24 protein-coding genes, 1 tRNA gene and 1 pseudogene are annotated in these 25,133 nt (G+C 40.9%); 7 read left to right on the top strand and 19 right to left on the bottom strand.

Annotation, left to right across the window (positions count from 1 at the left end):
• Window positions 1–249: IS200/IS605 family transposase (gene tnpA, locus AM629_RS22500; protein ID WP_072161922.1), on the top strand; the 249-nt coding region annotated here is incomplete at its 5' end.
• Window positions 250–333: 84 nt separating this feature from the next.
• Entirely contained in the window at window positions 334–897 is a 564-nt protein-coding gene (locus AM629_RS17460) for a lipoprotein (protein WP_054480581.1), read from the top strand.
• 55 nt (window positions 898–952) lie between these two features.
• On the opposite strand, the gene AM629_RS17455 is transcribed toward AM629_RS17460, so the two are convergent.
• Both AM629_RS17455 and ghrA read right to left on the bottom strand, forming a co-directional pair.
• Window positions 953–1,492: a TorD/DmsD family molecular chaperone gene (locus AM629_RS17455; protein WP_054480579.1), complete on the bottom strand. Its 540-nt coding sequence runs from the start codon at window positions 1,490–1,492 to the stop codon at window positions 953–955.
• 71 nt (window positions 1,493–1,563) lie between these two features.
• Entirely contained in the window at window positions 1,564–2,505 is a 942-nt protein-coding gene (gene ghrA / locus AM629_RS17450; protein ID WP_054480578.1) for a glyoxylate/hydroxypyruvate reductase GhrA, read from the bottom strand.
• A gap of 325 nt (window positions 2,506–2,830) precedes the next feature.
• On the opposite strand from ghrA, the gene AM629_RS17445 reads away from it, so the two are divergent.
• Window positions 2,831–2,920, top strand: a tRNA-Ser gene (locus AM629_RS17445).
• Window positions 2,921–3,056: 136 nt separating this feature from the next.
• Here the strand turns inward: AM629_RS17445 and luxE are convergent.
• The 7 genes and pseudogenes from luxE to AM629_RS17415 form a co-directional block, all read right to left on the bottom strand.
• On the bottom strand, window positions 3,057–4,208 hold the full coding sequence (gene luxE, locus AM629_RS17440; protein WP_235525514.1) for a long-chain-fatty-acid--protein ligase LuxE: 1,152 nt from the start codon (window positions 4,206–4,208) through the stop codon (window positions 3,057–3,059).
• 146 nt (window positions 4,209–4,354) lie between these two features.
• On the bottom strand, window positions 4,355–5,329 hold the full coding sequence (gene luxB, locus AM629_RS17435; RefSeq protein ID WP_054480576.1) for a luciferase subunit beta: 975 nt from the start codon (window positions 5,327–5,329) through the stop codon (window positions 4,355–4,357).
• Window positions 5,330–5,343: 14 nt separating this feature from the next.
• Entirely contained in the window at window positions 5,344–6,426 is a 1,083-nt protein-coding gene (luxA, locus tag AM629_RS17430) for a luciferase subunit alpha (RefSeq protein ID WP_054480575.1), read from the bottom strand.
• A gap of 57 nt (window positions 6,427–6,483) precedes the next feature.
• Complete coding sequence (locus AM629_RS17425; protein WP_054480570.1) at window positions 6,484–7,407, bottom strand: acyl transferase; 924 nt, start codon at window positions 7,405–7,407, stop codon at window positions 6,484–6,486.
• A 12-nt stretch (window positions 7,408–7,419) separates the two neighbouring features.
• The gene (luxC, locus tag AM629_RS17420) at window positions 7,420–8,862 is read right to left on the bottom strand and encodes a long-chain-fatty-acyl-CoA reductase LuxC (RefSeq protein ID WP_054480567.1); all 1,443 of its coding nucleotides are present in this window, start codon (window positions 8,860–8,862) and stop codon (window positions 7,420–7,422) included.
• 279 nt (window positions 8,863–9,141) lie between these two features.
• On the bottom strand, window positions 9,142–9,267 hold the full coding sequence (locus tag AM629_RS25330; protein WP_149617372.1) for an S-type pyocin domain-containing protein: 126 nt from the start codon (window positions 9,265–9,267) through the stop codon (window positions 9,142–9,144).
• Between the two features lie 74 nt (window positions 9,268–9,341).
• Window positions 9,342–9,571 (bottom strand): annotated as a pseudogene (locus tag AM629_RS17415) (PAAR domain-containing protein); the annotation flags it as partial.
• 476 nt (window positions 9,572–10,047) lie between these two features.
• Between AM629_RS17415 and dauA the strand changes: the two are divergent.
• Window positions 10,048–11,763, top strand: a complete 1,716-nt coding sequence (dauA, locus tag AM629_RS17410; protein WP_054480582.1) for a C4-dicarboxylic acid transporter DauA — start codon at window positions 10,048–10,050, stop codon at window positions 11,761–11,763.
• A 99-nt stretch (window positions 11,764–11,862) separates the two neighbouring features.
• On the opposite strand, the gene kdsA is transcribed toward dauA, so the two are convergent.
• The 5 genes from kdsA to hemA are packed head-to-tail and all read right to left on the bottom strand — an operon-like array spanning window position 11,863 to window position 16,777.
• On the bottom strand, window positions 11,863–12,717 hold the full coding sequence (gene kdsA, locus AM629_RS17405; RefSeq protein ID WP_054480563.1) for a 3-deoxy-8-phosphooctulonate synthase: 855 nt from the start codon (window positions 12,715–12,717) through the stop codon (window positions 11,863–11,865).
• Window positions 12,718–12,759: 42 nt separating this feature from the next.
• The gene (gene sirB1 / locus AM629_RS17400) at window positions 12,760–13,569 is read right to left on the bottom strand and encodes an invasion regulator SirB1 (protein WP_054480561.1); all 810 of its coding nucleotides are present in this window, start codon (window positions 13,567–13,569) and stop codon (window positions 12,760–12,762) included.
• Complete coding sequence (prmC, locus tag AM629_RS17395; RefSeq protein WP_054480560.1) at window positions 13,553–14,401, bottom strand: peptide chain release factor N(5)-glutamine methyltransferase; 849 nt, start codon at window positions 14,399–14,401, stop codon at window positions 13,553–13,555. Before prmC ends, sirB1 begins: the two co-directional genes overlap by 17 nt.
• Complete coding sequence (gene prfA, locus AM629_RS17390; protein WP_054480559.1) at window positions 14,401–15,483, bottom strand: peptide chain release factor 1; 1,083 nt, start codon at window positions 15,481–15,483, stop codon at window positions 14,401–14,403. Before prfA ends, prmC begins: the two co-directional genes overlap by 1 nt.
• A 31-nt stretch (window positions 15,484–15,514) precedes the next feature.
• Window positions 15,515–16,777: a glutamyl-tRNA reductase gene (hemA, locus tag AM629_RS17385; protein ID WP_054480558.1), complete on the bottom strand. Its 1,263-nt coding sequence runs from the start codon at window positions 16,775–16,777 to the stop codon at window positions 15,515–15,517.
• A 256-nt stretch (window positions 16,778–17,033) separates the two neighbouring features.
• Between hemA and lolB the strand changes: the two genes are divergently transcribed.
• From lolB to prs, 3 genes are all read left to right on the top strand, one after another.
• A complete protein-coding gene (gene lolB / locus AM629_RS17380) occupies window positions 17,034–17,675 on the top strand; it encodes a lipoprotein insertase outer membrane protein LolB (protein ID WP_054480557.1) in 642 nt (213 codons plus the stop codon).
• Window positions 17,675–18,550, top strand: a complete 876-nt coding sequence (gene ispE / locus AM629_RS17375) for a 4-(cytidine 5'-diphospho)-2-C-methyl-D-erythritol kinase (protein WP_054480556.1) — start codon at window positions 17,675–17,677, stop codon at window positions 18,548–18,550. The genes lolB and ispE overlap by 1 nt, the downstream gene beginning before the upstream one ends.
• A 64-nt stretch (window positions 18,551–18,614) precedes the next feature.
• Window positions 18,615–19,562 carry a ribose-phosphate diphosphokinase gene (prs, locus tag AM629_RS17370; protein ID WP_015834664.1) on the top strand — a complete coding sequence of 316 codons (948 nt, stop codon included), beginning with the start codon at window positions 18,615–18,617 and terminating at the stop codon, window positions 19,560–19,562.
• Window positions 19,563–19,817: 255 nt separating this feature from the next.
• Here prs and ychH read toward each other — a convergent pair whose 3' ends face one another.
• The 5 genes from ychH to AM629_RS17345 form a co-directional block, all read right to left on the bottom strand.
• Complete coding sequence (gene ychH / locus AM629_RS17365) at window positions 19,818–20,093, bottom strand: stress-induced protein YchH (protein ID WP_054480555.1); 276 nt, start codon at window positions 20,091–20,093, stop codon at window positions 19,818–19,820.
• 664 nt (window positions 20,094–20,757) lie between these two features.
• A complete protein-coding gene (locus AM629_RS17360) occupies window positions 20,758–21,723 on the bottom strand; it encodes an Ig-like domain-containing protein (protein WP_054480554.1) in 966 nt (321 codons plus the stop codon).
• Between the two features lie 99 nt (window positions 21,724–21,822).
• The gene (locus AM629_RS17355; RefSeq protein WP_054480553.1) at window positions 21,823–23,148 is read right to left on the bottom strand and encodes a hypothetical protein; all 1,326 of its coding nucleotides are present in this window, start codon (window positions 23,146–23,148) and stop codon (window positions 21,823–21,825) included.
• On the bottom strand, window positions 23,145–23,831 hold the full coding sequence (locus AM629_RS17350) for a hypothetical protein (protein ID WP_054480551.1): 687 nt from the start codon (window positions 23,829–23,831) through the stop codon (window positions 23,145–23,147). The genes AM629_RS17355 and AM629_RS17350 overlap by 4 nt, the downstream gene beginning before the upstream one ends.
• 168 nt (window positions 23,832–23,999) lie before the next feature.
• Window positions 24,000–24,941: a hypothetical protein gene (locus AM629_RS17345; RefSeq protein ID WP_338049411.1), complete on the bottom strand. Its 942-nt coding sequence runs from the start codon at window positions 24,939–24,941 to the stop codon at window positions 24,000–24,002.
• Window positions 24,942–25,133 lie beyond the last annotated feature (192 nt).

Here is a 25,133-nt window from a genome sequence, read left to right as displayed (position 1 = left end):
ATGGACGGTGAGCGGGATCATGTACACCTTCTGGTCGCATACCCGCCAAAGCTGGCAGTGAGCGTGATGGTTAACAACCTGAAATCAGTATCATCACGGCTACTACGCCAGCAGAATACACATCTACGAATGCAGAGCAAAACAGGGTTGCTGTGGTCAAGATCGTATTTTGTCTGTAGCACCGGAGGGGCAACGCTCGAAACACTCAGAGCCTACGTTCAGAGTCAGTCAACGCCTGAGTGTTCTTGAAAGCCCCCCGGGCTTTTCGCCTTATATCCCCGCCCGCACTGGGCAAGGGTTTACGGCGTTTTTCGCTAAAATAAAGGAGTCGATATGAGAAAATTTTTCTTGGGGGCAGTATTGCTGCTAGCGGGGTTAATCAGTGGTTGCGATCAATTCAACGATATCAGTATCAGCGAAGAGCTGATCAATGACTATCTGGTGAAACATGTTCATTACCAGAAAAAGATTGAATTACATGGTCTTGCTAATGCAGATATAAAATTAACAGAACTTTCCAGCCAAATTGGCCGGGCAGAACCAGACAAAATAGCATTAACTGGCCGCGCAGAAGTCAATATTACATCCCTGCTTGGCCCGGCAAAAGCCGATATGAAGTTAACACTAAAAGCCCAACCTGTATTTGATCCAGAAAAAGGGGCTATTTTTCTGAAAGCGTTAGAAGTCATTGATTACCAAATCACACCGGAAAAAATGGAAAAACCGGTTAACGCACTGGTTCCTTACTTGAACAAATCACTTAGCGCTTTCTTTGATACTAACCCGGTTTATGTATTGAAACCCGATCACAGTAAAGCTGAAGCCGCCGCCAAAAAATTGGCAAAAGGGTTAGAAATCAAACCTGGCAAATTTGTTATTACACTTACCGATAAATAATTTTCATAAAAGAGGCAAATAATTGAACATTATTTGCCTCTTTATCATTTCAAAATCAAGCGTCTAACTCTTCTCTTAACGCCTGCAATGCTTCGCGGGTAATGATTGCGAGTGTCCGATAAAAACCCGTTGTCGCATGGGCTTCCACTTTTCCTAAAAATTGCCCACACCACGGCAGAAGATATTCATCAAACAGCGCAATCTGCCCCTGAACCTCATCCTCTGCTGCCTTATCTTCCAGCCATGACGCGGCTAATAGCAGAGATCCAAACTGATCGGACGGCGCATCTGACAATGGCATACCCCGTTCAATCAGAAATTGACAAACACCATCTTCACTCTCACCGGTATAGCCAGAACGACGACCAGATACACTGGCATCATCTCCACAAAACAGTGCGATATAATCAGCTTGCATTGCTGGTAGATCACAATCTTGTTGCAAACGATCCAGCAACGCATCCTGTTCCAATGGCCAAGACTGCTTCAATTTACCTTCTGCAATCATCGTCAGAAGAGGTTCCAGAACGGCATCTTGTGGCTGGCGATTAAATAAAGAGCCTAAGATACGGCAAACAATTGAAAATTCATTCATCTCAGTTTCCAAAAAATAGCTATTTTGCCGCTATTGTCCCTAATAACCGTCCCTACTGTAAAGAGACGTGATTAATATCCCAATTCCATATCCACAACACCGGTTGGTAATTCACCTTTTTCAATTCGCTGAATATTTTCACTAATCGTATTCATAGCAATATCAGGAATAGTAATAGCAGCAACATGTGGAGTAACCGTTATACGAGGATGAGTCCAAAACGGATGCATTTCCGGTAAAGGTTCCTCAACAAATACATCCAATGAAGCCCCTGAAATATAGCCTTTATTGATTGCCACCAACAGATCATGTTCTATCAAATGGGAACCTCGCGCGATATTAATCAGATAAGAACCTGGTTTTAACTGACTGAACAACGATAAATTCAGAATACCTCGGGTTTTTGGTGTATCTGGTAGCAGATTGATAAGCACCTTACTCCCTGAGAGAAAATCGCCCAATTGATCTTTACCGTGAAAACTTTCTACCTTATTAATCTGCTTTGGAGTACGGCTCCAACAACGGACAGCAAGCCCCCATTCAGCCAATGTTTCTGCGACATCACTTCCTAAAACACCCGCGCCTAGTACACCTACGACAAAATCTTTGCGATCATGTGGCTCAAATTGCTTCCACACACGCAGCCCCTGTTGCAACTTATACTCATCCATGCGTCGCAAATAGTGTAAAACCGTTGCTACTGCATACTCCTTCATTTGCAGCCCCATGCCTGCATCTTCAAGCCGCATCAGTGGCACACTGGCGGGTAATGTTCCTGGTTTTTGCTGTTCCTGTTTTAAAATCGCTTCTACACCGGCACCTAATGCAAAAATCCCCTTCAACCCAGAGCGATTTGCCAGCATTTCATAGGGTGGCAACCAAACCATTGCATAATCTGCGTGCTGATTATCACCGCGTTTCCATTGACGGATATTAATATTCGGCAGTCGTTGTTGCATGCCTTGAATCCACTGATTGGCATCAAAAAAAGGGTGGTAAAAGATAATCTCCATGACTGTTTATCCTCATCTTATTTTTTTCATACAGGGTTATCTGATTAACAGTAGGTTGCAAGTCCCTTTGTTAATCGTCATTACGAAAATTTTGAGAATGTTAAGTAGTTAACGAATTCATTTTTTTCTTATTAAAAGACTTGAATCTAACTATTTCGGCGTCATCAGATGGATATCAATTCATCGAATTGGCGTTTATTTCGCTAACCAATCAAAAAGCCAAAGAAAAATATCAGAAGAGTGTTGACGCTTGTAACGCTTTTCCCTATAGTAGCGCCCCGTTGCAGCGACGATGTCAAACAAAGTTACTGGAATGAAAAAACATGGTGAGGTGTCCGAGAGGCTGAAGGAGCACGCCTGGAAAGTGTGTATACGTGAAAACGTATCGAGGGTTCGAACCCCTCTCTCACCGCCAAATTTGAAAGAAAGCTCAGGTTAATCACCTGGGCTTTTTTATTGCATATACCTCCGATGCAGGGAGGGTCGAGAACCCTCGTCAGGGTTTGACAAAACGTTAGTGAGTTTATCGCACAAGTCATTAAGCAAAAGAGTCAACGACCAAATGCTTCAGTTAAGCTTAAAGCACAACCTTTTTGTGTCCTCGTATTAACGCGACGTAAAATTTCAACCAGTACACCAGGATACTTATCATATTCTCTGCTAATTATCCCGATATCATCGGTAACAATAAATGCCGGGTAACTCGTTGATGACGCATCCATATAACTCATCAAACCCGGCATTCCATCCGGTACCGGTTTCAATGTTTCAGGATCAAGTGCTCGCGCATATACCCACGGCGGAACATGTTTACGTTGCATCTCATCTTCAAAGAAACAAGTGTTGAGTTCAACTTGATTAAAGGTATCACGGATCTGGCTAATATTATCGAGGTTGAATGTGTCGAATAAAAGATGATTAAAGTCGTCACGTTTCAAAGACTCTTTTTCGTGATTTTTCCAGCCTCCCCCCGTGATGATATAAAGACTTTTATCTCCAGAGAATGAGATATTTTTATCTTTCATATAACGGCAAAGCAAATAAATAAAGTACGGCGAACCAATAAGACAAATATCTTTCCCTTGACGTTGTATTCGCTCAAGACTATTTAATGTCTGAACAAAATCTATGCGCTCTTCTGTTACGGTGAATGATGTAGGATATAACAATTCTACCAGGCTCATAACATATTTAAACCAAATATTATGAGCATTAAATCTATCTGGTCCCAGATTGACCAATTCCATTTGATGATCAAACCAACTACCAATATATTTCATGCCATAACTCACAGAGCCTAAAAGTCTCTCAATACTTAGTCTGTCACGTGGCACCTGACTTTTTAAACCATTCGTCCCACTACTAGTAAACCAACTTTCAATTTCGTTCTCCTTAGAAGTTAATAAGCGAGTAAACTTAAAAACTGATGTTGGGAATACAGGTATGTCATCAATTTCCGTAATATTGTCATCTACTTTATGTGCCTGACAGTAGTGACGGTATTCCTGACAATGTTTATAGTGATTACGAAACGCATCAAGCACAAGCTTTTTTCTGATCTTTTCCTGTTTATCGTAAGACCAGGCTAAGGGATCACTCGAAAAAATCAAATCATCAATTTCTGAGCTTGCTGTGATTTCTTGTTTATCAACATATGAAGTCATACCTGTTTTACCTCGGTAGCTATACCCGTTATCTTTCAAGTTGCCTCTTTGTTGGCTGCACTCACCCCGGTCACAGAGTTTGCTATATGCTCCCGGGGATTCGCTCCCTTACCGTCTCGATGCATCTTGAAATCCATAGCGTATAATATTAAAGAGTATGGCAGAGTTACTGCCATACCCTTTTATTACATGTGATACTTCTTAATATTATCATTAACAATATCAATTGTGTTTATTTGATGCGTAAAGTCATTCATTGATTCAAAGGACAATAATATGTCTTTTGCACCACATTTTTCAATTGCCAATTTAGCCGAAGCTATGCACTCCATATAATTCCCGATAGCGTTTTCTGTAATTATTTCTTCAAGTTTCTTTTCGAAATTTTCATTAGGGTGCATTTCAAGAACATAATCACTGATAAATGCACGCGTTTCTTCTTTAGCTTTCTTACTATCTTCGTTATAGTTAACCAATATCATTAACTGATGGTCTATTTCTGCCAGGTCAATACCATATTTATCTGCTATAGCTTGATATCTTTCCGCATATTCATGTTTAACATCATTGGAATCATCCCACTTAAAGATTAGAGGAATGCCTTTTTTCGCAGCCCACTCAACAACATGATGACTTGTTGCTGTTACATATTTCCGAGGTCCGCCTTGCGTATAAGCATGGGGGTTTACAGATATTTTGGGGAAATTATAAAAATCGTTATCTGGATTACAATAACCTGTTGTTAACGCATCGTTAATAATTTCATAGCACTCTTCAAATAATTGCTGCTGATATTGTTCAGGGCGATTAAAAAAATGCATTTCATCCTTTTTTTCACAATCACTAAATCCTAAAATAAATCTTCCTTCGCTTAACTGATCCAATAAGCACGCTTCCTCCGCTATGCGGACAGGATGATGAGTTGTAATGATATGGTTCAATGAACCAATTTTAATCTTTTCTGTCAGGCCAAGTAAAAAACCAGAAACAGTCAGAGGAGCGCCGACAACGCCATTATCTGAAAAATGATTTTCACACACCAAAATCTGTTTAAAATTCAATTTATCGACATATTCTGTTATTTCCTGCATGCGAGCTATACTTTGCTCTTGAACAGTTGTTGAATTGATCAAGTTAAGGAAGAACAATCCAAATTTCATTTTATTTTCCTTAGCTAATATAATAGCGAACGTTGTTTTTCTTTAAGAAACGGCATCACACCAGACTGGAATAGCTTCATGGAAGCAATAATTTCATCCACTGTTCCATTAGCTTCAAACCCACAACAAATATTTGATATTCCTGTGGCATCAATGTCTGTTTGAATTATATCAATACATTCCTGCGGGGTTCCTACAGGATTGATTTCGTAGCTGTAATCAACGCGACGATTAGTATTTTTATGTCCTTTTAAGACAAAATCGCGCCATTGTCCTTTATTAAAATCATAACCCTTTGTTTTGTCTGAATCATCAAAAATGGTCGTGGCATTAACATAGGAGTCATACCAATGTCCCAGAAAATTCCGGCAAATTTCTTTCGCTTTCATTGAATCATGATCTACAGATGTTATATATGATAAGCAATGGTCGATATTATGAATATCGTGCCCATATTCTTGAGCTACCTCGTTATAAAGCTCAATTTGCGCTTTCTTTTCGTTAGTATTTATAATCCAACTTAAAATCATCGGTAAACCATGTTGAGCGGCCCATTCAGTCGTAGAAGCAGATTCAGCAACGACATAAATAGGTGCACCACCTTGACTATATGTCGTCGGCAGCACTTTTACCTTATGGAACTTGATATGTTCGTTGTCGGCTTCCATATATCCCTCTGTCATTCCATTTCGTATCAACCGATACCAGCACTCCATTAAGGCGCGACTGTTATTCATATCTGTACCAAATACGCGAAAATCTTTATTGTAAAGCCCCCGACAAATACCAAACCGAAATCGTCCTTTTGACATTTGATCCAGCAGATTCACATCTTCAAGTTGGCGTGCTGGATGAGCGGTGGGGAGAACAATAGCCGCAGTCCCTACATTCAATTTCTTGGTTGCACCAAGTAAATAAGCAGCAGCCACATAAGGGTTACCAAGCAAACCAAACTCCGTGAAATGATGCTCAAGTAACCATACGGTATCAAAACCGCATTCCTCAGAAACGCGGCCTAATTTAACCAACCGTTTCATTACCTCTGTTTGAGAAAATTGGGGGGGTTGGTATGTAAGCAAAAAGTTTCCAAATTTCATAGAGAGTCCTTATATTTCTATTTGAGTGATAGAATTAACCATCTATCTCAATAGGTTTTAAGACAGCGCAATTGCTTGATTTTCAATTTCAATTTTCATTCGACGTTCATTGACTGCCGCAATGGTTAAATGTTCGAATGACGGTTCAATAATATCGACATCAATATCCAGACGACCATTATCCATTGCGATAGCGGCTTTCGTAACCGATTGATAAAAATTGCGCAGGACCACTAAGTTCTCACCCAAATCATGTGAGCTTCCTAGTAAAGAATATATCTTGCATTGCTGACTACCCATGCTTGATAGTAATGTAATCACTTCATCTTGCTTTACCCAATCGTCATTATTTGCAGTAAAAGCAATAAACGGTACATCAAGATGCATCATGCTATTAATTGTAGAAGTTAAATCTTCCCAGCCAGAATCAAAGCAATCTCTCGCAAAAACCTCAGCACCCAATTTATGGCCTTCAAAATCTAAATTATCTGGCAATTCATCAATGGGTAAGCTGAGATAATCAAATCCTAAAGCTCTTTCAAGAGTATATCTTAAATTAACCACACCGACCGCAGTGATTAAAAACGAAACATGGATTTCAGATAGACTGGCATAAGCTATCCGCGCAGATAAGCTTGAAGCCAGCATACCGAGGTTATTTATGTTTCGGGTATTTAACCAATCAACTACGGCTAACAAACTCTGTTTTCCTATAGACATGGTAAATTCATCAATTGTCCCTGAACTTAATCCAACGTGGTGAAGAGAATCATAACGGATCACATGAAATCCATTCTGCGACAAATATTCTGCCAGCCCCGCAAAATGATCCATCCTGCGGGCAAAACCCGATGCAATAATAAGGGTATTCTTTCTCTTTGGACTATTTTCTTTTGGCAGCGTCTCCCAGACATGAATTTCTTTATTTTCTTCAACACCAATAATATGGTCGATGGTTTTATATCTGGATTTATTTTCCATATTTTTTACCTATTATGGGACAAATACCAGGAACTTATCTTCTTCCAAGAATCGAGTCTGTTCTATTTCAACCGCAACATCCTTAGAAGTATAGTGGGATGGTCTTTCATGAGAAATATATGTCACTAATCGTTGTAACGGTCTCATTCCGTCATGGGCGCCACCAACTCGAAATATGTTATTCATTCCTGCTTCTACAATCCTTTCTGCACCTTTTAATGCTAATGCATCTCGATACTTAAGCGCGGCCTCCCAAGGGAAAACAGATATGGTTTGCGTTTTATTTTTTCGCACATAAGGCAATATTTGCTCAATATTATCGACGTGATGAAGGTACACACATCTGCCAAGTGGTTGATTAAGTTCCACACCTGCATTTGACTCAATAACCATCCAGCGCTGATGAACATCAACCTCTACTTTTAATCCAGCAAATAAACATTCTTTTTGAACTAAGGAATAGGCTGCCTTTTCATCAAAATCTTTTTTGGTGTTGGGTAATATATGCGCATATAAGTTCAGTTTTTCTATCAACGTTAACTTAAACTCTTCATAGTGACTTCCCATGTAGTATATGTTTTGGCTGGAAAAGCAAGCTTGCTGATCGTAAAAACAAACATCATGAGCCGCCCCTGTAGCGGCGGATATTAAGTCAACGGGGTTATCAATAATGCAAAAACTCTTCTTAGGACCAAACTTAATGACATCAATATCGGGTGGCACATGCTTTACCGCCCAATTAATCGCATCTTCTCCTCCCCAAGCGACAACAACATCCGCATGTTGCATAATTTCTTTTGCGAGTGATATATCACCTTGATGTTGCCAATATATGACTGACAAAGAACGCGTTACCGGATGATGAGGGTCCACATCGATAAAACTTAATGCTAATGCATTAGCGGTAAAAGGATCGGTTGATGAAGTTTTTATGATGCATTGATTCTTTGTTAAAATTGCACGTAATATAGACAGCACACCAGATAATGGTACATTACCCGTCAACAGATGTATGGACTTTCCTTTCGGAAAAGCTCTAACATAACTTTCATCCTGAGGTAGCCATTCATCCATAATATGGCGAGAACCAAGTTCATTTTTTACAATATCATAAAGACTACCTTTAGAGCACAAAATCATAGATATCCAGTTGGCCTCTAGCTTAGCCATTTCTGCTGAATACCCCATATATCTTTTTAGATCACGAATATATGTCCTGCGTCTTGTATATTCTTCATTTTTCCATCTTTGCCCTACCGTATAGAGAAAGTTGATGATGTTATGCAACTGCAATTCATTATTTTCATTATAATCAATAATGTTTTTTACTTGAGAATCATTCAAGATTGGCAAATGAATATTATCATCACCAAAATTAATGGATTGCACTAAATCATCACTTTCAGGAAATATTTCGACTCGACCGTTAATAATGAATGAAATTTTTTTAGTCATACTTGCCATCCATTTAATAGGGCAATTTCAACTTAAATTGCTGTTTAACTATCTTGCAAACACGCTACAACTTTCTGCTTAAGACTGTCAGTGTGACTGAGTGAACTATCAACACACAACTCCCGTTTGACAATATCTGTTAAAATAGCAAACGAAAATTTTCACATCAACAAGATTTGTTAATAAAAAGTTTCAATCAAATAAAAATATTTCAAATTAAAAGAATCTCAATTTTTTATACGTGATAATATTCATGGAAATTATTATCTGGCTTATAAGTTAAGTTATATATATCACATAAACCGGTTTCATGCCTGAACCAGCAGGAAAAACCAGAATATAATCGCGGAAATCCTTTTCTTCCAGCATCGATAACGATTCAATATCGTTCCATACTTTATCCAAAAAAGATAAAGAGATTACTCCGCGCTAAAAATTCAATTAATTATTCCATTTTTGGTTAAGCCAACTCATCTTCAATTTAACGTCTCCATATTAACCGGCGCGGTGGTCGGCTGATTAGGCTGCTCCTGTTTTTCATAACTGCCCATCTCCGAATTAATGAACTGGGCACGACAGGGGCACAGGTCACCTTATCCCCTTTACGCGCGGTTGCCCGACCATTAAATGTCATGGTTTGGTCACCGGTAATAATCTGGCCGCCACAAGTGGTCTTGTCACCAACGAGCAAAAAATATTCGATTGCCATCTATTTGCTTCTCCATTGGCTAACCCGTTGGAGAGTGGCTCTGACTGAAATCATCATCATGTTCTCACCGTTTATTCGTTAACATAGATGATGAATAATCCATCAGATTTTCCTTAGAAATCATATAGAAACATTCTGAAAATTGCGGATTTTATCGCCTCAAATGCGGGCAAAAACCCATCATTTGAAACAAAATAAAAACATATAATTAACACTCAAGTCCGCAAAACTATCGTGCTCTTCTGTTGAAAAAGGAAATGCAGCTGTAGTATTAAGTTGCCAATAAGTCAGCAATCAATGCAATTTTTAATCAAAAATTAATACAAATTGTTACCTTTCCCTTTTGCTTTTTATTTTACTGTCGCTAAGCTATTAACCCGGTTAGCACTATCGTTTTGAACTCAAAGCATTATTACCGCAATTTGGGTTTTGATTCCCTTATTGCTTTTTTTATTATTTTTTTGGCTTATGCACAGATGAAAACTCGTAGAATGAACGGCATACGGCCGTTTAGTGCTGTTATTGAGGCTTGTTGGAAAGAACCATACTCTTTTACCCGTTTAATTAAAGATATTATTGCCGGTATTACTGTCGGTATTATCGCCATCCCACTCGCTATGGCGTTAGCTATCGGGAGTGGTGTTGCCCCGCAATATGGGCTTTATACCGCAGCTATCGCCGGTATTGTTATTGCAATCACTGGCGGCTCTCGCTATAGCGTCTCCGGTCCTACCGCCGCTTTCGTCGTCATTCTCTACCCGGTATCTCAACAATTTGGCCTGAGTGGCTTGCTGATTGCGACGTTGATGTCGGGCATTATCCTGCTGGTAATGGGATTAGCCCGTTTTGGTAAGCTGATAGAATATATCCCGCTACCTGTCACACTGGGTTTTACTTCTGGAATCGCTATCACTATCGCAACCATGCAAGTCAAAGATTTTTTTGGTCTGCAACTGGAACATGTACCAGAGAATTATATCAATAAGGTTGCCGCTCTATTTCATGCGCTGCCAACACTACATCTGAGTGATACGCTGATCGGCCTGACTACCCTTTCAGTTCTCATTTATTGGCCTAAACTAGGGCTAAAATTACCAGGGCATCTTCCTGCTCTAATCGCAGGATCTGCCGTGATGGGAATAATGAGTTTATTTGGTCAGGATGTGGCTACCATTGGTTCTAAGTTCAGTTATATTCTGAATGATGGCACACAAGGCCAAGGTATCCCGCCAATCCTGCCTCAATTTGTTTTACCGTGGCATTTGCCTGATACGGGTTCCCATAACATTGATATCAATTGGGCCACAGTTTCAGCCCTATTGCCCGCCGCCTTTTCAATGGCCATGTTGGGCGCGATTGAATCGCTGCTCTGTGCCGTCGTTTTGGATGGTATGACAGGCAAAAAGCACCATTCAAACAGTGAATTGATTGGTCAGGGATTGGGAAATATTGTCGTTCCCTTTTTCGGTGGCATTACCGCCACCGCAGCAATTGCCCGTTCAGCTGCCAACATCAGAGCCGGTGCAACATCTCCCGTTTCAGCTATTGTTCACTCTCTACTGGTTCTACTGACTTTATTAGTATTAGCTCCCATGCTCTCTTATCTTCCGCTCGCCGCTATGTCTGCCCTGTTGCTGATAGTTGCCTGGAATATGAGCGAAGTACATAAAGTTATCGATCTAATTCGCCGCGCGCCAAGGGATGACATTATTGTTCTGGTGCTTTGTATGTCGCTCACGGTGCTGTTTGATATGGTTATCGCAATTACGATTGGTATCGTATTGGCTTCGCTGCTGTTCATGCGTCGAATCGCCAATATGACCCGCATTAGCCAATTGTCACAGACAGATAGAGACAAAAACCTATTGGTTGTTCGGATCAATGGCCCGCTATTCTTCGCTGCGGCTGAGCGTATTTTCACGGAATTAAAAGAAGAAAGTGCAGGTTATCAGACGATCCTTATGCAGTGGGATGCTGTTCCTGTACTGGATGCGGGCGGGTTGCATGCTTTCCAGCGCTTTATTGATGAAGTGGGAAAAGATAAATATATCGCTGTTTGTGATATTCCATTCCAGCCGTTAAAAACTCTGGTCAGAGCCAGAATTCAACTCATTGAAAATCACCTTAGTTTCCATGCAACATTGCCACAAGCCATGGAAGAATTACATTTCAATTGCAAAACAGTTAACTAAAACCGCGATAAAGAGTCATTTAACTTTTTTCAAAATAATGGCGCTGTAATCCAGCGCCAAACTTATTAATCATTTGATGCGTTACATCAGAAAACGACTTTATTTACTGGTATCCAGTTCTGGGAAACCTTTTACCACGTCATCAATGGCTTTCATCTGAATCAGGAATGGCTCAAGTTTCGCCAACGGTAATGCCGATGGGCCATCACATAGGGCATTCGCTGGATCAGGATGAGCTTCAAGGAACAGCCCAGCAATACCAACCGCCATTCCGGCACGTGCCAGTTCAGCAACCTGAGCACGACGGCCACCTGATGCAGCACCTAACGGATCACGACATTGCAGTGAATGGGTCACATCAAAAATTACAGGATGCCCCCCGGTTGCCTGAGCCATGACATTGAATCCCAGCATATCCACAACCAGATTGTCGTAACCAAAATTGCTACCACGGTCACACAAGATCACCTGATCATTGCCGCCTTCTTTGAATTTTTCGACAATATTTCCCATCTGAGTGGGGCTGATAAACTGTGGTTTTTTAACGTTAATCACCGCGCCAGTACGAGCCATTGCCTCAACCAGATCAGTTTGACGCGCGAGGAATGCAGGAAGTTGAATCACATCAACCACTTCCGCCACTGGCTGAGCTTGTGCGGGTTCATGCACATCAGTGATAATTTTCACACCGAATTGTTTTTTTAGCTCCTGAAAAATCTTCATTCCCTCTTCCAGACCGGGGCCACGGTAAGAGTTAATTGATGATCGGTTCGCTTTATCAAAGGAGGCTTTGAAAACATAAGGAATGCCCAGTTTTTGCGTCACTGTTACATAGTGCTCACAAATACTCATGGCCAAATCCCGTGACTCTAGGACATTCATACCACCAAAGAGAACAAACGGCAGATCGTTAGCGACCTTGATATCACCAATATTAACCACTTTCTGTTGCATACTTATACCTTCTGTTAAGGGCAAATAAATTAACGGGATAAATCAGTGCAGCACAACACATTGCTGCTCAATGGAATATATCTGCATTCTGATCATTTCTGCGACAGGGTCCTCTGGACAGTGTTCCACAAAATAATTCAAATCAGAAACCGCAATATGAGTACAATCAAGTTCGGCATAAATCAGCCCTCTATCACGTATTTCATATGGATCATCCGGATCAAACATCAGAACAACTTCACTGGCTTTCAACGCCAATTCCATCTGCACTTCTTCCATTAATGCGACTTTTATTGTATCCAGCACTTTGCGTACAATGCTGATGTTATCGGCTTCCTGTAAATCATCCGCCGCTAATTTAGCAGTCTGGCTGATATTACCTTTAAGCCACACATCAAGCGTGTATTCACTCAAAGTTTCGCCATTGATTGGATTAATAAACCTCACAGGTTTATCCGGGCAATCAACACGCAGAATCAATTGTGTTGGAAAAACAACTGGCATACATGGTAGTCCTAAAGCCTGAGCAATATGGATAAGAATTATCCCTAAAACCACCGGAGACCCTTGACGAGAATGCAGTACTTTATCCAACCACAACATATCTGACAGGCAATAAACACCACTGGCACCGCCAAATTTCCAACTTCGATAAAAAAGCTCCAGCAATTTTTCCAGTTGTTCTTCTATAGTCATCTGTGGAGATATTTCCTGCCTGGCTTCATCAATCAATGCCTGAAACTGCATCTCCACTGAAAGCTGAGGAAAGTCAGAACGAATGGCTCTCGATATTAACAAGATACCGCTACTTAAAGATGCGTTATTAAATTCATAATCAGCTATGGCTTTCATCACTTTTCCATTGGCCAAGTGTTATTCGTTCGCTACCGCCATAATCCTGAAAAGTAGCCACTTGCTGATAACCACTCTCAGAGAATAGGCTTCTTACAACGTCTCCCTGTTTCCAACCATGCTCCAGTAACAACCATCCATCAGGTAACAAAAAATTACGCGCTAGATCAATAATCGTATTCAGATCAGCGGTGCCCTGTTTTGCCGCAATTAATGCACTCTCTGGCTCAAACCGAACGTCCCCCTGAAACAAATGTGGATCTGCTTGATCTATGTAAGGTGGATTACTCACAATCATACCAAATTGTTGATTATTCAATGAAGAGAACCAACTGCTCTCCAGAAAATCCACATTTTGTATTTTCAGTTTTTCAGCATTGCCCTGTGCCAACATAACCGCATCAGGATTGATATCAACACCAGTAACCCGACAATCAGAGCGCTCACTGGCAATGGCTAACGCAATCGCCCCCGTTCCTGTGCCCAAATCCAGAATGTGACAAGATGTTAGTGGTAACCGTTCAAGCGCTTTCTCAACCAGACATTCAGTATCAGGACGCGGGATCAATGTGGCAGGAGAAACATTTAATGACAACGACCAGAATTCGCGCTCGCCGGTAATATAAGCAATGGGTTCACCTTTTGCCCGGCGAGCTAATAAAGTTTCAAGCTGGCTAAACTGCTCTGGAGAGATCTGAGTTTCCCCGAATGCCAGTATATAAGTCCGGGAATGGCGAGTGACGACCCCCAACAAAATCTCTGCATCCCGTTTAGGGCTGTCACTTGCTGATAACTGTATTGTGGCTTGTTTGAGCCAACCCTGATAATCCATCAATCCTGCTCTGACAAAGCTGATAATTGATCGGCCTGATACTCATTAACAATCGGTTGAATAAGCATATCCAATTTTCCTTCCATCACTTCATCAAGGCGATACAACGTTAGGTTAATGCGGTGATCCGTCACCCGTCCTTGTGGGAAATTATAAGTACGGTTGCGATCTGAACGGTCACCGGAACCCAGCAAATTACGGCGCTCAGAAGCTTCTGCTTCTTGACGTTTACGAACTTCAGCGGCGCGAATACGTGCCGCCAATACAGACATTGCTTTCGCTTTGTTTTTATGCTGTGAACGTTCATCCTGACATTCAACCACAATGCCAGTTGGAATATGCGTGATACGGATTGCTGAATCCGTAGTGTTTACATGCTGCCCACCCGCACCAGATGAACGGAACGTATCAATACGCAAATCACCTGAGCTGATTTCTGGCAACTCTGCTTCCGGGATCTCCGGCAAAATTGCAACGGTACAAGCAGAAGTGTGAATACGCCCTTGTGATTCGGTTTCTGGTACACGCTGAACACGATGGCCGCCAGATTCAAATTTCAGATGACCATAAACCTGTTCACCAGAAACTTTTGCAATAATTTCTTTGTAACCACCGTGCTCACCATCATTGGCGCTCATCACTTCTATTTTCCAACGGCGAGATTCCGCATAACGACTGTACATACGAAACAGATCCCCGGCGAAAATAGCCGCTTCATCACCACCGGTTCCAGCACGAACTTCAAGAAAACAGTTACGCTCATCATCAGGATCTTTCGGCAACAGCAGCAATTGCAGCTGCTGCTCCAGCTCCTCATTACGTACTCTGGCGTCCTTGATCTCTTCCTGTGCCATTTCCCGCATTTCAGGGTCATCAAGCATTATTTCAGCCGCTTTAAGATCATCCTGAACGGTACGCCAGGTCTTAAAACAATTAGTCACATCAGTCAGTTGAGCATATTCCCGTGACAAAGCACGGAAACGTTCCTGATCAGCAATCACACTGGCATCACCGAGATGAGCCAAAACTTCTTCGTGACGTTCTTGTAATGCTTCCAATTTAGCAACAATAGAAGGCTTCATTCGTGGTTTCAGACCCTATTCAGAGATATGGTTAATTCTGTTCCAGCCCAAGGCTGTCACGTAATAAATTAAGACGCTCCAAGTCACCATTACTGGCAGCCTGTTGGAGTGATTTGGTAGGGGCATGCATCAAGCGGTTCGTCAATTGATGGGTCAACTGATTTATTACCTGCTCGATATCAGCCCCCTGGTTGATAGCAGACAACGCCTTAGCGGTCATTTCAGCCCGAACCCGCTCTGCCTGATTACGATATTCACGGATTGAGTTTACCGCTCCTTGTGAACGCAACCAGTCCATAAAATAACCGCTTTCTTGCTGAACAATATATTCAGCCTGGATAGCCGCTGCTTTACGTTGTGCAAGATTCTGCTGAATAATTGCTTGTAAGTCGTCAACACTGTAGAGATAGACATTATTCAGTTTTTCCACATCAGGCTCTATATCACGGGGAACTGCAATGTCAATCAGCAACATCGGTTGATTACGGCGTAACTTTAATGCACGTTCAACCATGCCTTTCCCAATGATGGGCAAAGGGCTAGCGGTTGAACTGATAACAATATCAGCTTCAGCTAAACGTATATCAATTTCAGGCAAGGTAATCACTTCAGCCTGAACTTCATTAGCCAATATCTGCGCCTTCTCTTTCGTCCTGTTAGCGATCATCATATGATGCACCCGATGCTCTTTCAGGTGGCGGGCTGCCAGCTCAATGGTTTCACCCGCACCTACCAGCAAAATATTCAGCTCAGACAGTGATTCAAAAATCTGCCGAGCCAATGTACAAGCCGCAAAAGCAACTGAAACCGCATTTGAGCCAATCTCAGTTTCCGTTCTGACGCGCTTGGCAACAGAAAATGATTTCTGAAACAATCGCTCCAACTCACTTGATAAGGATTGGCTGTGCTGCGACTCCGCAAATGCTTTCTTCACTTGCCCAAGAATCTGAGGTTCCCCAAGTACCAATGAATCCAGCCCACTCGCCACTCTCATCAAGTGGCTAACGGCTTCATTATCGTGATGCCAGTAAACACTGGATCTCAAATCTCTGGGATTAAGCTGATGGTATTCACATAACCAGTTAATTAACTGTTCATACAGATTATCCTGTTGCTCTACACTGAGGTAAAGTTCTGTACGGTTGCAGGTTGACAGCACAACGCCCCCCCTCACCAGTGGTTGCTGGAGAAGGTTATCAAGTGCCTCCCCAATAGCATCAGGGGAAAAAGTCACCCGTTCACGTAGGGATACAGGTGCAGTCTTGTGGTTGATACCAAGTGCTAACAAAGTCATATGAACTGCATTGAGTTATCAGCTGAGAAACAATTCATCGTAAAAGCAAAAACGTTTTATTTGATGAAATCATCACCCTTAATAAGGACTCTTCTTAAGCTGTGCATTCTACTTGATACGCCAGACCAATAAAAGACAATCAGCAACGTCTGATATCATTATTCAGAATATTTTTTCGAAATTTAACTGGATTAATACTTTATTCTTCATTATTAAGTAATGTAAAAATTTTCATGCTGTTAAACAGAGATTATCGATGAAGCCAATGAAAAAATTATCACTCTTCTGCCTACTACCACTCCGCCTACTGCCACTCTCTTGTGTGCTACTCACCGCTTGTACATTAACAACACAGCCGGTAGGAACCGGGTCCGCTGATTCTCCTCAGTGGCAAGCACGCGCACAACAATTACAGCAATTGAATCAATATCAAACCCGTGGATCTTTTGCTTATCTGACCAATGAGAAAAAAGTTTATGCGCGTTTTTTCTGGCATCAATATAACCCAGAACGCTACCGTTTATTGCTGACTAATCCCCTGGGCAGTACTGAATTAGAGCTAATCGTTCAACCCGGTATGACTCAGTTAACAGATAACCAAGGCAAAAAATATTTCAGTGATAATCCTGAAGAGATAATTTATCAACTCACCGATATGCATATTCCACTGGATAATCTGCGCCATTGGATAACCGGTCTGCCCGGTGAAGCAAAAGACTTTAAACTTGATTCTGGCTATTTATTGAAAACCGTCAGTTATCGACACAATGGCGAAACATGGTTAGTTAATTATCAATCCTACGATACCTCAACGATCCCCGCCCTTCCTAACCGTCTTGAGCTGACCCAAGGCGATCGCCGCATTAAACTAAAAATGGATAACTGGACCACAAAATAATGACATTAACCTGGCCTTCACCGGCAAAACTTAACCTATTTCTCTACATCACCGGTCGTCACGCCAATGGCTACCACCGATTACAAACGCTATTTCAGTTTCTTGATTATGGCGACGAAATTACAATTACCCCACGCCAAGATAATGAAATTCGGTTACTGACACCAATAGAGGGTGTGGAACACGATAACAACCTGATCATCCGCGCCGCACGTCTATTGCAATCCTACAGCCACCAACATGGCACTGGCATTGCTCATCAAGGCGCTGACATCAGTATCAGCAAACGTCTGCCAATGGGCGGTGGATTAGGTGGCGGCTCATCGAATGCCGCTACTGTGCTTATCGCACTGAATTATCACTGGCAAACGGGCTTCACAGACGAAACACTGGCAACCCTTGGCGTGAGTCTTGGTGCTGACGTCCCCGTCTTTATCAAAGGTCACGCGGCGTTTGCAGAAGGTATTGGTGAAATCCTGCAAATAGCAGAACCAGAAGAAAAATGGTATCTGGTTGCTCACCCTGGTATTGAAATCTCAACCCTGCGCATCTTCACAGATCCAGAATTAAAACGTGATACACCAATTCGCTCTCTGGCCGCATTATTAAAGGCTCCGTACGCAAATGATTGTGAACCTCTTGTAAGAAAACGTTTTCGTGAGGTTGAACAGCTTCTTTCATGGCTGCTAGAATACGCGCCGTCGCGCCTGACCGGAACCGGTGCATGTATATTCGGTGAGTTCGAATCAGAAGCATCGGCCCGTAAGGTGTTAAATAAAGCCCCTGAGTGGTTGCATGGTTTTGTTGCGCGTGGCGTAAACAATTCACCTTTGCACAATTTTCGCTCTGGGATACCCGTGTTATTGAACCAATGAATAAATATTGTTATTTAGTATTGGTCAACAATATCTCTCTGGACGCAAGCCTGAGGTTTTTCTCGTGCCCGATATGAAGCTTTTTGCTGGTAACGCTATCCCGGAACTAGCACAACGTGTTGCCAACCGCCTGTACACTAACCTTGGAGATGCTGCCGTCGGCCGTTTCAGCGACGGTGAAGTCAGTGTGCAAATTAACGAAAATGTGCGCGGTGGTGATATTTTCATCATCCAGTCCACTTGTGCACCGACTAACGACAACCTAATGGAATTAGTCGTTATGGTTGATGCACTGCGTCGCGCTTCCGCAGGACGTATTACCGCAGTAATCCCTTACTTCGGTTATGCCCGTCAGGACCGCCGTGTCCGTTCAGCGCGTGTGCCGATTACCGCCAAAGTGGTTGCAGACTTCCTGTCCAGTGTCGGCGTAGACCGTGTGCTAACAGTTGATCTGCATGCTGAACAGATTCAAGGTTTCTTTGATGTTCCGGTTGATAACGTATTTGGCAGCCCAATTCTGCTGGAAGATATGTTACAAAAAGAGCTGGAAAACCCTATCGTTGTTTCCCCGGATATTGGCGGGGTTGTCCGCGCGCGCGCTATCGCTAAGCTACTGAACGATACGGATATGGCTATCATTGATAAACGCCGCCCACGCGCTAACGTTTCTCAGGTGATGCACATTATTGGTGATGTCGCTGGCCGCGACTGCGTACTGGTCGATGACATGATCGATACCGGCGGTACCTTATGTAAAGCAGCCGAAGCACTGAAAGAGCGTGGAGCCAAACGTGTATTTGCTTACGCAACTCACCCAATTTTCTCCGGCAACGCGGTGGACAACATTAAAAACTCGGTGATTGATGAAGTGGTTGTCTGTGACACCATTCCACTGTCTGCTGAAATCAAGGCGTTGAATAAGGTTCGTACTCTGACGTTGTCAGGTATGTTAGCTGAAGCGATCCGCCGTATCAGCAATGAAGAGTCAATTTCTGCGATGTTTGAGCACTAATAAATAAGTTGCACTCATATATCGCTATTTAAGAAAAAACCCGTTGTACAAGAGCTTCAACGGGTTTTCTGCTGACTCTGGAATAGTAATACTTCTCCATTAGCACAAACTATACCCGTCATCTTTCAAGTTGCCTCTTTGTTGGCTGCACTCGCTCACCCCAGTCACCTAGTTATCTATGCTCCCGGGGATTCACTCCCTTGCCGTCGCGATGCGTCTTGAAATCCATAGGGTATATAACTAACTCTATTTTTGTTATGGATACCGATGACTACCACGACGATAACGCTCATCATAGTTTCTTAGCCACCAGTAACGATCTGCTACACCTTCCCGACCGCCAACACCGGCGCCAGCCAGCCAAACAAGAGCACCAATAAAGACCCCCAATAGCGCGGCTTCAGATAAAAACTCAGGCCAGCCAAGGCTGAAAATGTGGGGCAGTAATGTATAAACCAGACTACTCACTATAGTGAACATACCGATGCCCATTAATACATTACCCACTATGAAGGCACTTTGACGTTTCATATGTTACCTCCAACACTCTTCGTAAATACACACTCTCCGTGAACACTAAGAACCAAAAACTCCAAAGTTAATGCTTACTAAAAGCCTATGCCAATAGGCGTAATTGAGGCAGTGACTATCTATGGCTATTACCCGTTATCTTTCAAGTCATTGCGATCCATCTTGAAATCCATTGGGTATAGATAGTATAGCCCTATTTGGTAAAAGGTCATTGCGGGTACGATCACAACTAAAGGAGATTTAATAGCCACCCCCTAATCATTATAAGAAATAACATGAAAAAATAATGAATTGAGTAACCTGAACTTCACTCAAAGTGACACTCAGGTTTTTAACTAAATATTGATGTATAACAATGATAGTTGTGAAATTCCATCCAAGTTATATATCCGTCATCTTTCAAGTTACCTCTTTGTTGGCTGCATTCACTTACCCCAGTCACATCGTTATCTATGCTCCTGGGGATGCGTTCACTTGCCGCCGCGCTGCAATTTGAAATCTATTGGGTATATATATCTTCAATCAGTGCTTCTTATCGAGATAATAAAAATCGTCTTATTTTCAAACTGTATGATAACGGCTAAAAATAGGGGGATTTCTCCAATTTTTCAATAAGTAATCATACAATCAGCATCCCCCCCAAATATCCAGAGCCTACTAGTGACTAACATAGCCCTGGGGTTAACGTTATCCACGTTTGATAATACATCAGTCCATCTATACAACTTATACCAACAGATGAAAATTTACTCATAGGAATATGATGATGAGGCGAACACTCTTGAGCATAAGTAGAATAAACACTAAAGCTAAAATATCCATTTTTATCGGTAGTCATATTTTTGTCTTCATCACTCACTGACAGATAAGATCCCGTAGATACTGCCATGGTTACATTAGGTTCACCTATACCATTCTTATATAAATATCCAGTTATAATACCGCTCGAAAATGAATACAACTCAGACGGAGATTTTGTGATCTTTAACTGATATGGATTATATGTGAAATCCACAGCTATACCCTTTATAATATTTCCCACTTGTGCTATTAGTATCAACCTGCCATCGCTATCAGATTGTATTGAAACCGTTATTTTACCATCTTTATCTGTTATACCCGACGATGGAAATACCTTTCCCCCAATATCTGCCCGAAAGGTTATTTCTTGGCCTTTAATTCCTTTACCAAACTGATCATACACAGTTGCAACTACGATATTCTCATCGGTACTATTAGCCCATACATTATTTTTTTCTCGGTCAAGATTAATACCTGTCACACATTGAGGGACAGCAGTAAACTCTATCTGGAGAGAAGAGGCTTTTATTTGAGTATCACCGTCCAAACAGGCATCTACATTTCCTTGACACGGAGTTGAACCAACAGAGATAATTTCAACTGATGCTTCACCCATTACTCCTGTATTTTTTGTAATTTTACGCTCATTATTTTCTTTAAATACCATAGATTCATTATCTAATGTTAAAATTATATTCATCCCATGCAATAAATAACCATCTTGAATTACGTTTATACCAACATATATAGGCTTATCCGCAATTTCTATTTTTTTACTTGATACCCAACTTAATGTTTTAGCATCTTTTGGTGCTTGTTCATCATTCATTTCATTCTCCTAATTTATCACTATTATGTATATATGTTATCATCGATTTAAAATTAAAAATAAAATGATTTCAACTTGATAATAACAATATTCCTTACACTAAATAGAAGGAAAATATTTAAAATTAATAGAAAATTGAATCGACTTATCAGTATCGGGTAAACTTATTATCACATTATTTTTTTCTGCTTTAGTATTAGTTATATGGAAAGTTGTACAACCATCCTGACTAATTGCAACCTGCAACTCTCTCTCGTTATCACCAAAACCTGAAATTATCGAAGAGCCATCAGTACGAACAAGTAATCTGTTGCCAGAATAGATAGTACGGTCCACAATCACATAACCACTACAAACACTCACGCCATCAGCAGGTACTTCAGAGGTAAATGCATAAGCTTTGATAATATCTACTCCATCCCTCCACTCACTAAATATTGCCTGACCTACACCTGGTGTTATAGCCCCATCCTCCGCAGAAACAGTACAGCGAAAACTACCCGTTGTCTCAGATTGCAAATGGAAATAAGCCAGCCCGAAACTATTGGGAGCAAACTGATATTTTGTACCATCCCCTTCAACAATATTGCCCGACTCAACACTAGCCGATAACCTTTTTCCTGGTGGCCCATAAACCGCCACCAAATTTTTCGATTTTATTCTGGGATATTCATTAGATACTATCGGCGCACCTTCACTAATTGATATTATGACAGATGACATATCCATTAGTGACAATATCACTGAACCTGGAGCAGAAATAGCATTACCAACCTCATAATACCCGGTTCCCACTCCCTCTTGACCCAAACAAAGTACATTTTCCACCGGCACCACTAAAGAAACATAACCCTGCTTAACATCCTCATCGCTGACTGTTATTGGTTGTGCATCCCAAGCAGCCCTCGCAATCGGATCATAGTTAAAATTATGTCCTTGCCAGTGGAATATAACGTTATCGCCTTTCTGCATCTGCCTATAACTGATATGCACATTTAACCCATGATGTTGTACAAGAGATGAATAGTGAATAACACCAGATGTTGCATCTGGATAAACTGATGGTAATAATTTTATCGATGGCGAATTAATAATTTTAATAACAGCCGGCTTAGAGAAATTTTCATTCTCGAAATCATCCGCTGATGTATAAGTCACATTATAGCAACCATCTGGTATTTCAGAGAACGGCATAATTACAGTAAAAAAATCAAGATTAATATTCTGAACATAATAGGGGCGAGAAAAAATCCCCCCAACATTTACCACGATCACATCCCAGATTTTTATCTTCTTATGATAAGGTACTTTGATAATTAAATCTTGGTTCTGTTGAACAGAAACATCAATCAAACCATCATTATCTGCTTGCGGCAATTCTGGCGACGATAAAGGAATAAATATATTTTCGTGATTGGTAATCATATTTCACCTTCCATTGGAATCGGTCTAAACGATAAAACAAAATTGACTGTATCCCCTGAATCTGAATCAGGTGCTGTTAGCCAAACATTAACTTTACCTGCTGTGTTGCTAGTCACATTCACTGTCGCACTACCATCCTCCTTTAATGGAATATCTGCCCAGTCTTTATTATAACCCTCAATGACTGCATTATTATTCACTCTTATACGTATTTGATTAATATCATCATTATTTTCGCGATCAATAAAAAGATATATCGAGCAAGGCGTCTTCCCATCTGCCGGAGCACCTGTGGTATAATTATAGGCGGTAAATACTATAGCTTCATCAGACTGACGATAATTACCAAAAATAAGCGGGAAAGATATTACCTTATTCATATCCTCTTGTGGAGAAATCATCACAAAAGCCGAAAACTCTTCGCTATTTTCAATATTTTTATGTTCAAACGGAGAACGAACATAAAAATGTCCTGCTCCAGTCTCATCTAACGTCAATGTGATCTGATCCACATCAATATTATCATCTACAATAGAAGCACCGATAGATGTCGTAGCATAGAATTTATATCCAGGTAGACCATATAGAGTCACAATATTTTTGGGATTAAGATTAGGGTAATCGGTTAAATCACTTATCGCCGCGTTTTCTGTGATAATCACACTTGAGATGCCGTTATTCATATTGTCACCATTAACTCCATGATTTATTAATTGAAAATAAAATAATAACGTTTAAGAAAATATTACAGTTATGCAATAAATAAATCGCCAGTTCACAAATAAGAAACATATTAGGAAAAATGGAAAATGCTCAAGCATTTTCCAGCAAATAAATAAAAGCTCAATCAGTTATGGAACCGTATCAATACGGCCAAACCAAACCTTAGAGTCCTTTATTCTTACACTATAAGTAATATAAACTAATCCTGGTCCATCATCATACGAATCTACACCCGTAAAAGGTGCCTGACCAAGTAGAATAATCGCCTCTCCAGCCGCCACTTCGTCGGCAGTTACCGTATGGGGTTCAAGAGAATAAATTTTTGAAGATGGAATATCATTGACAACACCACTAACGTAAATGCGTACATTAATAACACTATCCACATCTATTCCATTGTTTTTACCCACAGCAATATGCGCATCCAGCCCTCCACCTAAAATTTTTACAAGATTGATCTTACCTCGCTGTTTAAGTTCACTCTGATCTTTATGAGTGAAAATTCTAGCTGCCGCTAATGTACGCCTAATCTCTGGTGGTTGATTCGGTACTGACCTCGTTAAATTAAAATAGAGGGAAGATGACATAGTAACGTTTCCAATTACATCAACAACATAATAATACAACTCATTATCACCAATATTGGGAACATTAGAATATGGAACTAAAATAAATGGTTTATTAAACTGATTCATATTAGAAATCACAGCAGATTGACTTTGAGTTTCCTCACTATCTTCTCTAATCACCAAGAAAATTTTATCTTGTGGCTTAGCACCTGTATAAGATGGGATAATCACATGAAAACCTGTACTGCCATTTCCTATTTGTGGTGTTAATTTATCACCAACCAATTCTTCAATGTTTGGTGCAGGAAGATTTGGAACAATATCTTCTGTAATAAACAAAATACTTGATGAAGCATTTCTTAAAAAGTATGGCAGTTTTGCGAACATACGTACTGAATAGTTACCCTTAAATTTTTTAGGGAAAACTCTTAAAGCAACAAAACCTCTACTATTGGTATTAATATAATATTGATAATTATTATTTTCACTAACAAAAGGCAATATTTCTGTCGTAAGTTGATCCCCATCATCCTCAAAAATACGTACTGGCTTATCCGTTACCAGAGCAGGGCGGGATTCTACTTTGCGTAAAAATTATACATTTCGCAGATATTGATAATTTCTCACATTCAATACGATTTTATTGATAGGTTTTGATATCTGGCATGAACATTTATTGAGCTAGTAGAGGGT

The sequence above is a fragment of the Photorhabdus heterorhabditis genome, from assembly GCF_001280945.1.
In the GTDB taxonomy this organism is placed as follows: domain Bacteria; phylum Pseudomonadota; class Gammaproteobacteria; order Enterobacterales; family Enterobacteriaceae; genus Photorhabdus; species Photorhabdus heterorhabditis.
This window is presented reverse-complemented; position numbering and strand designations above follow the sequence as displayed.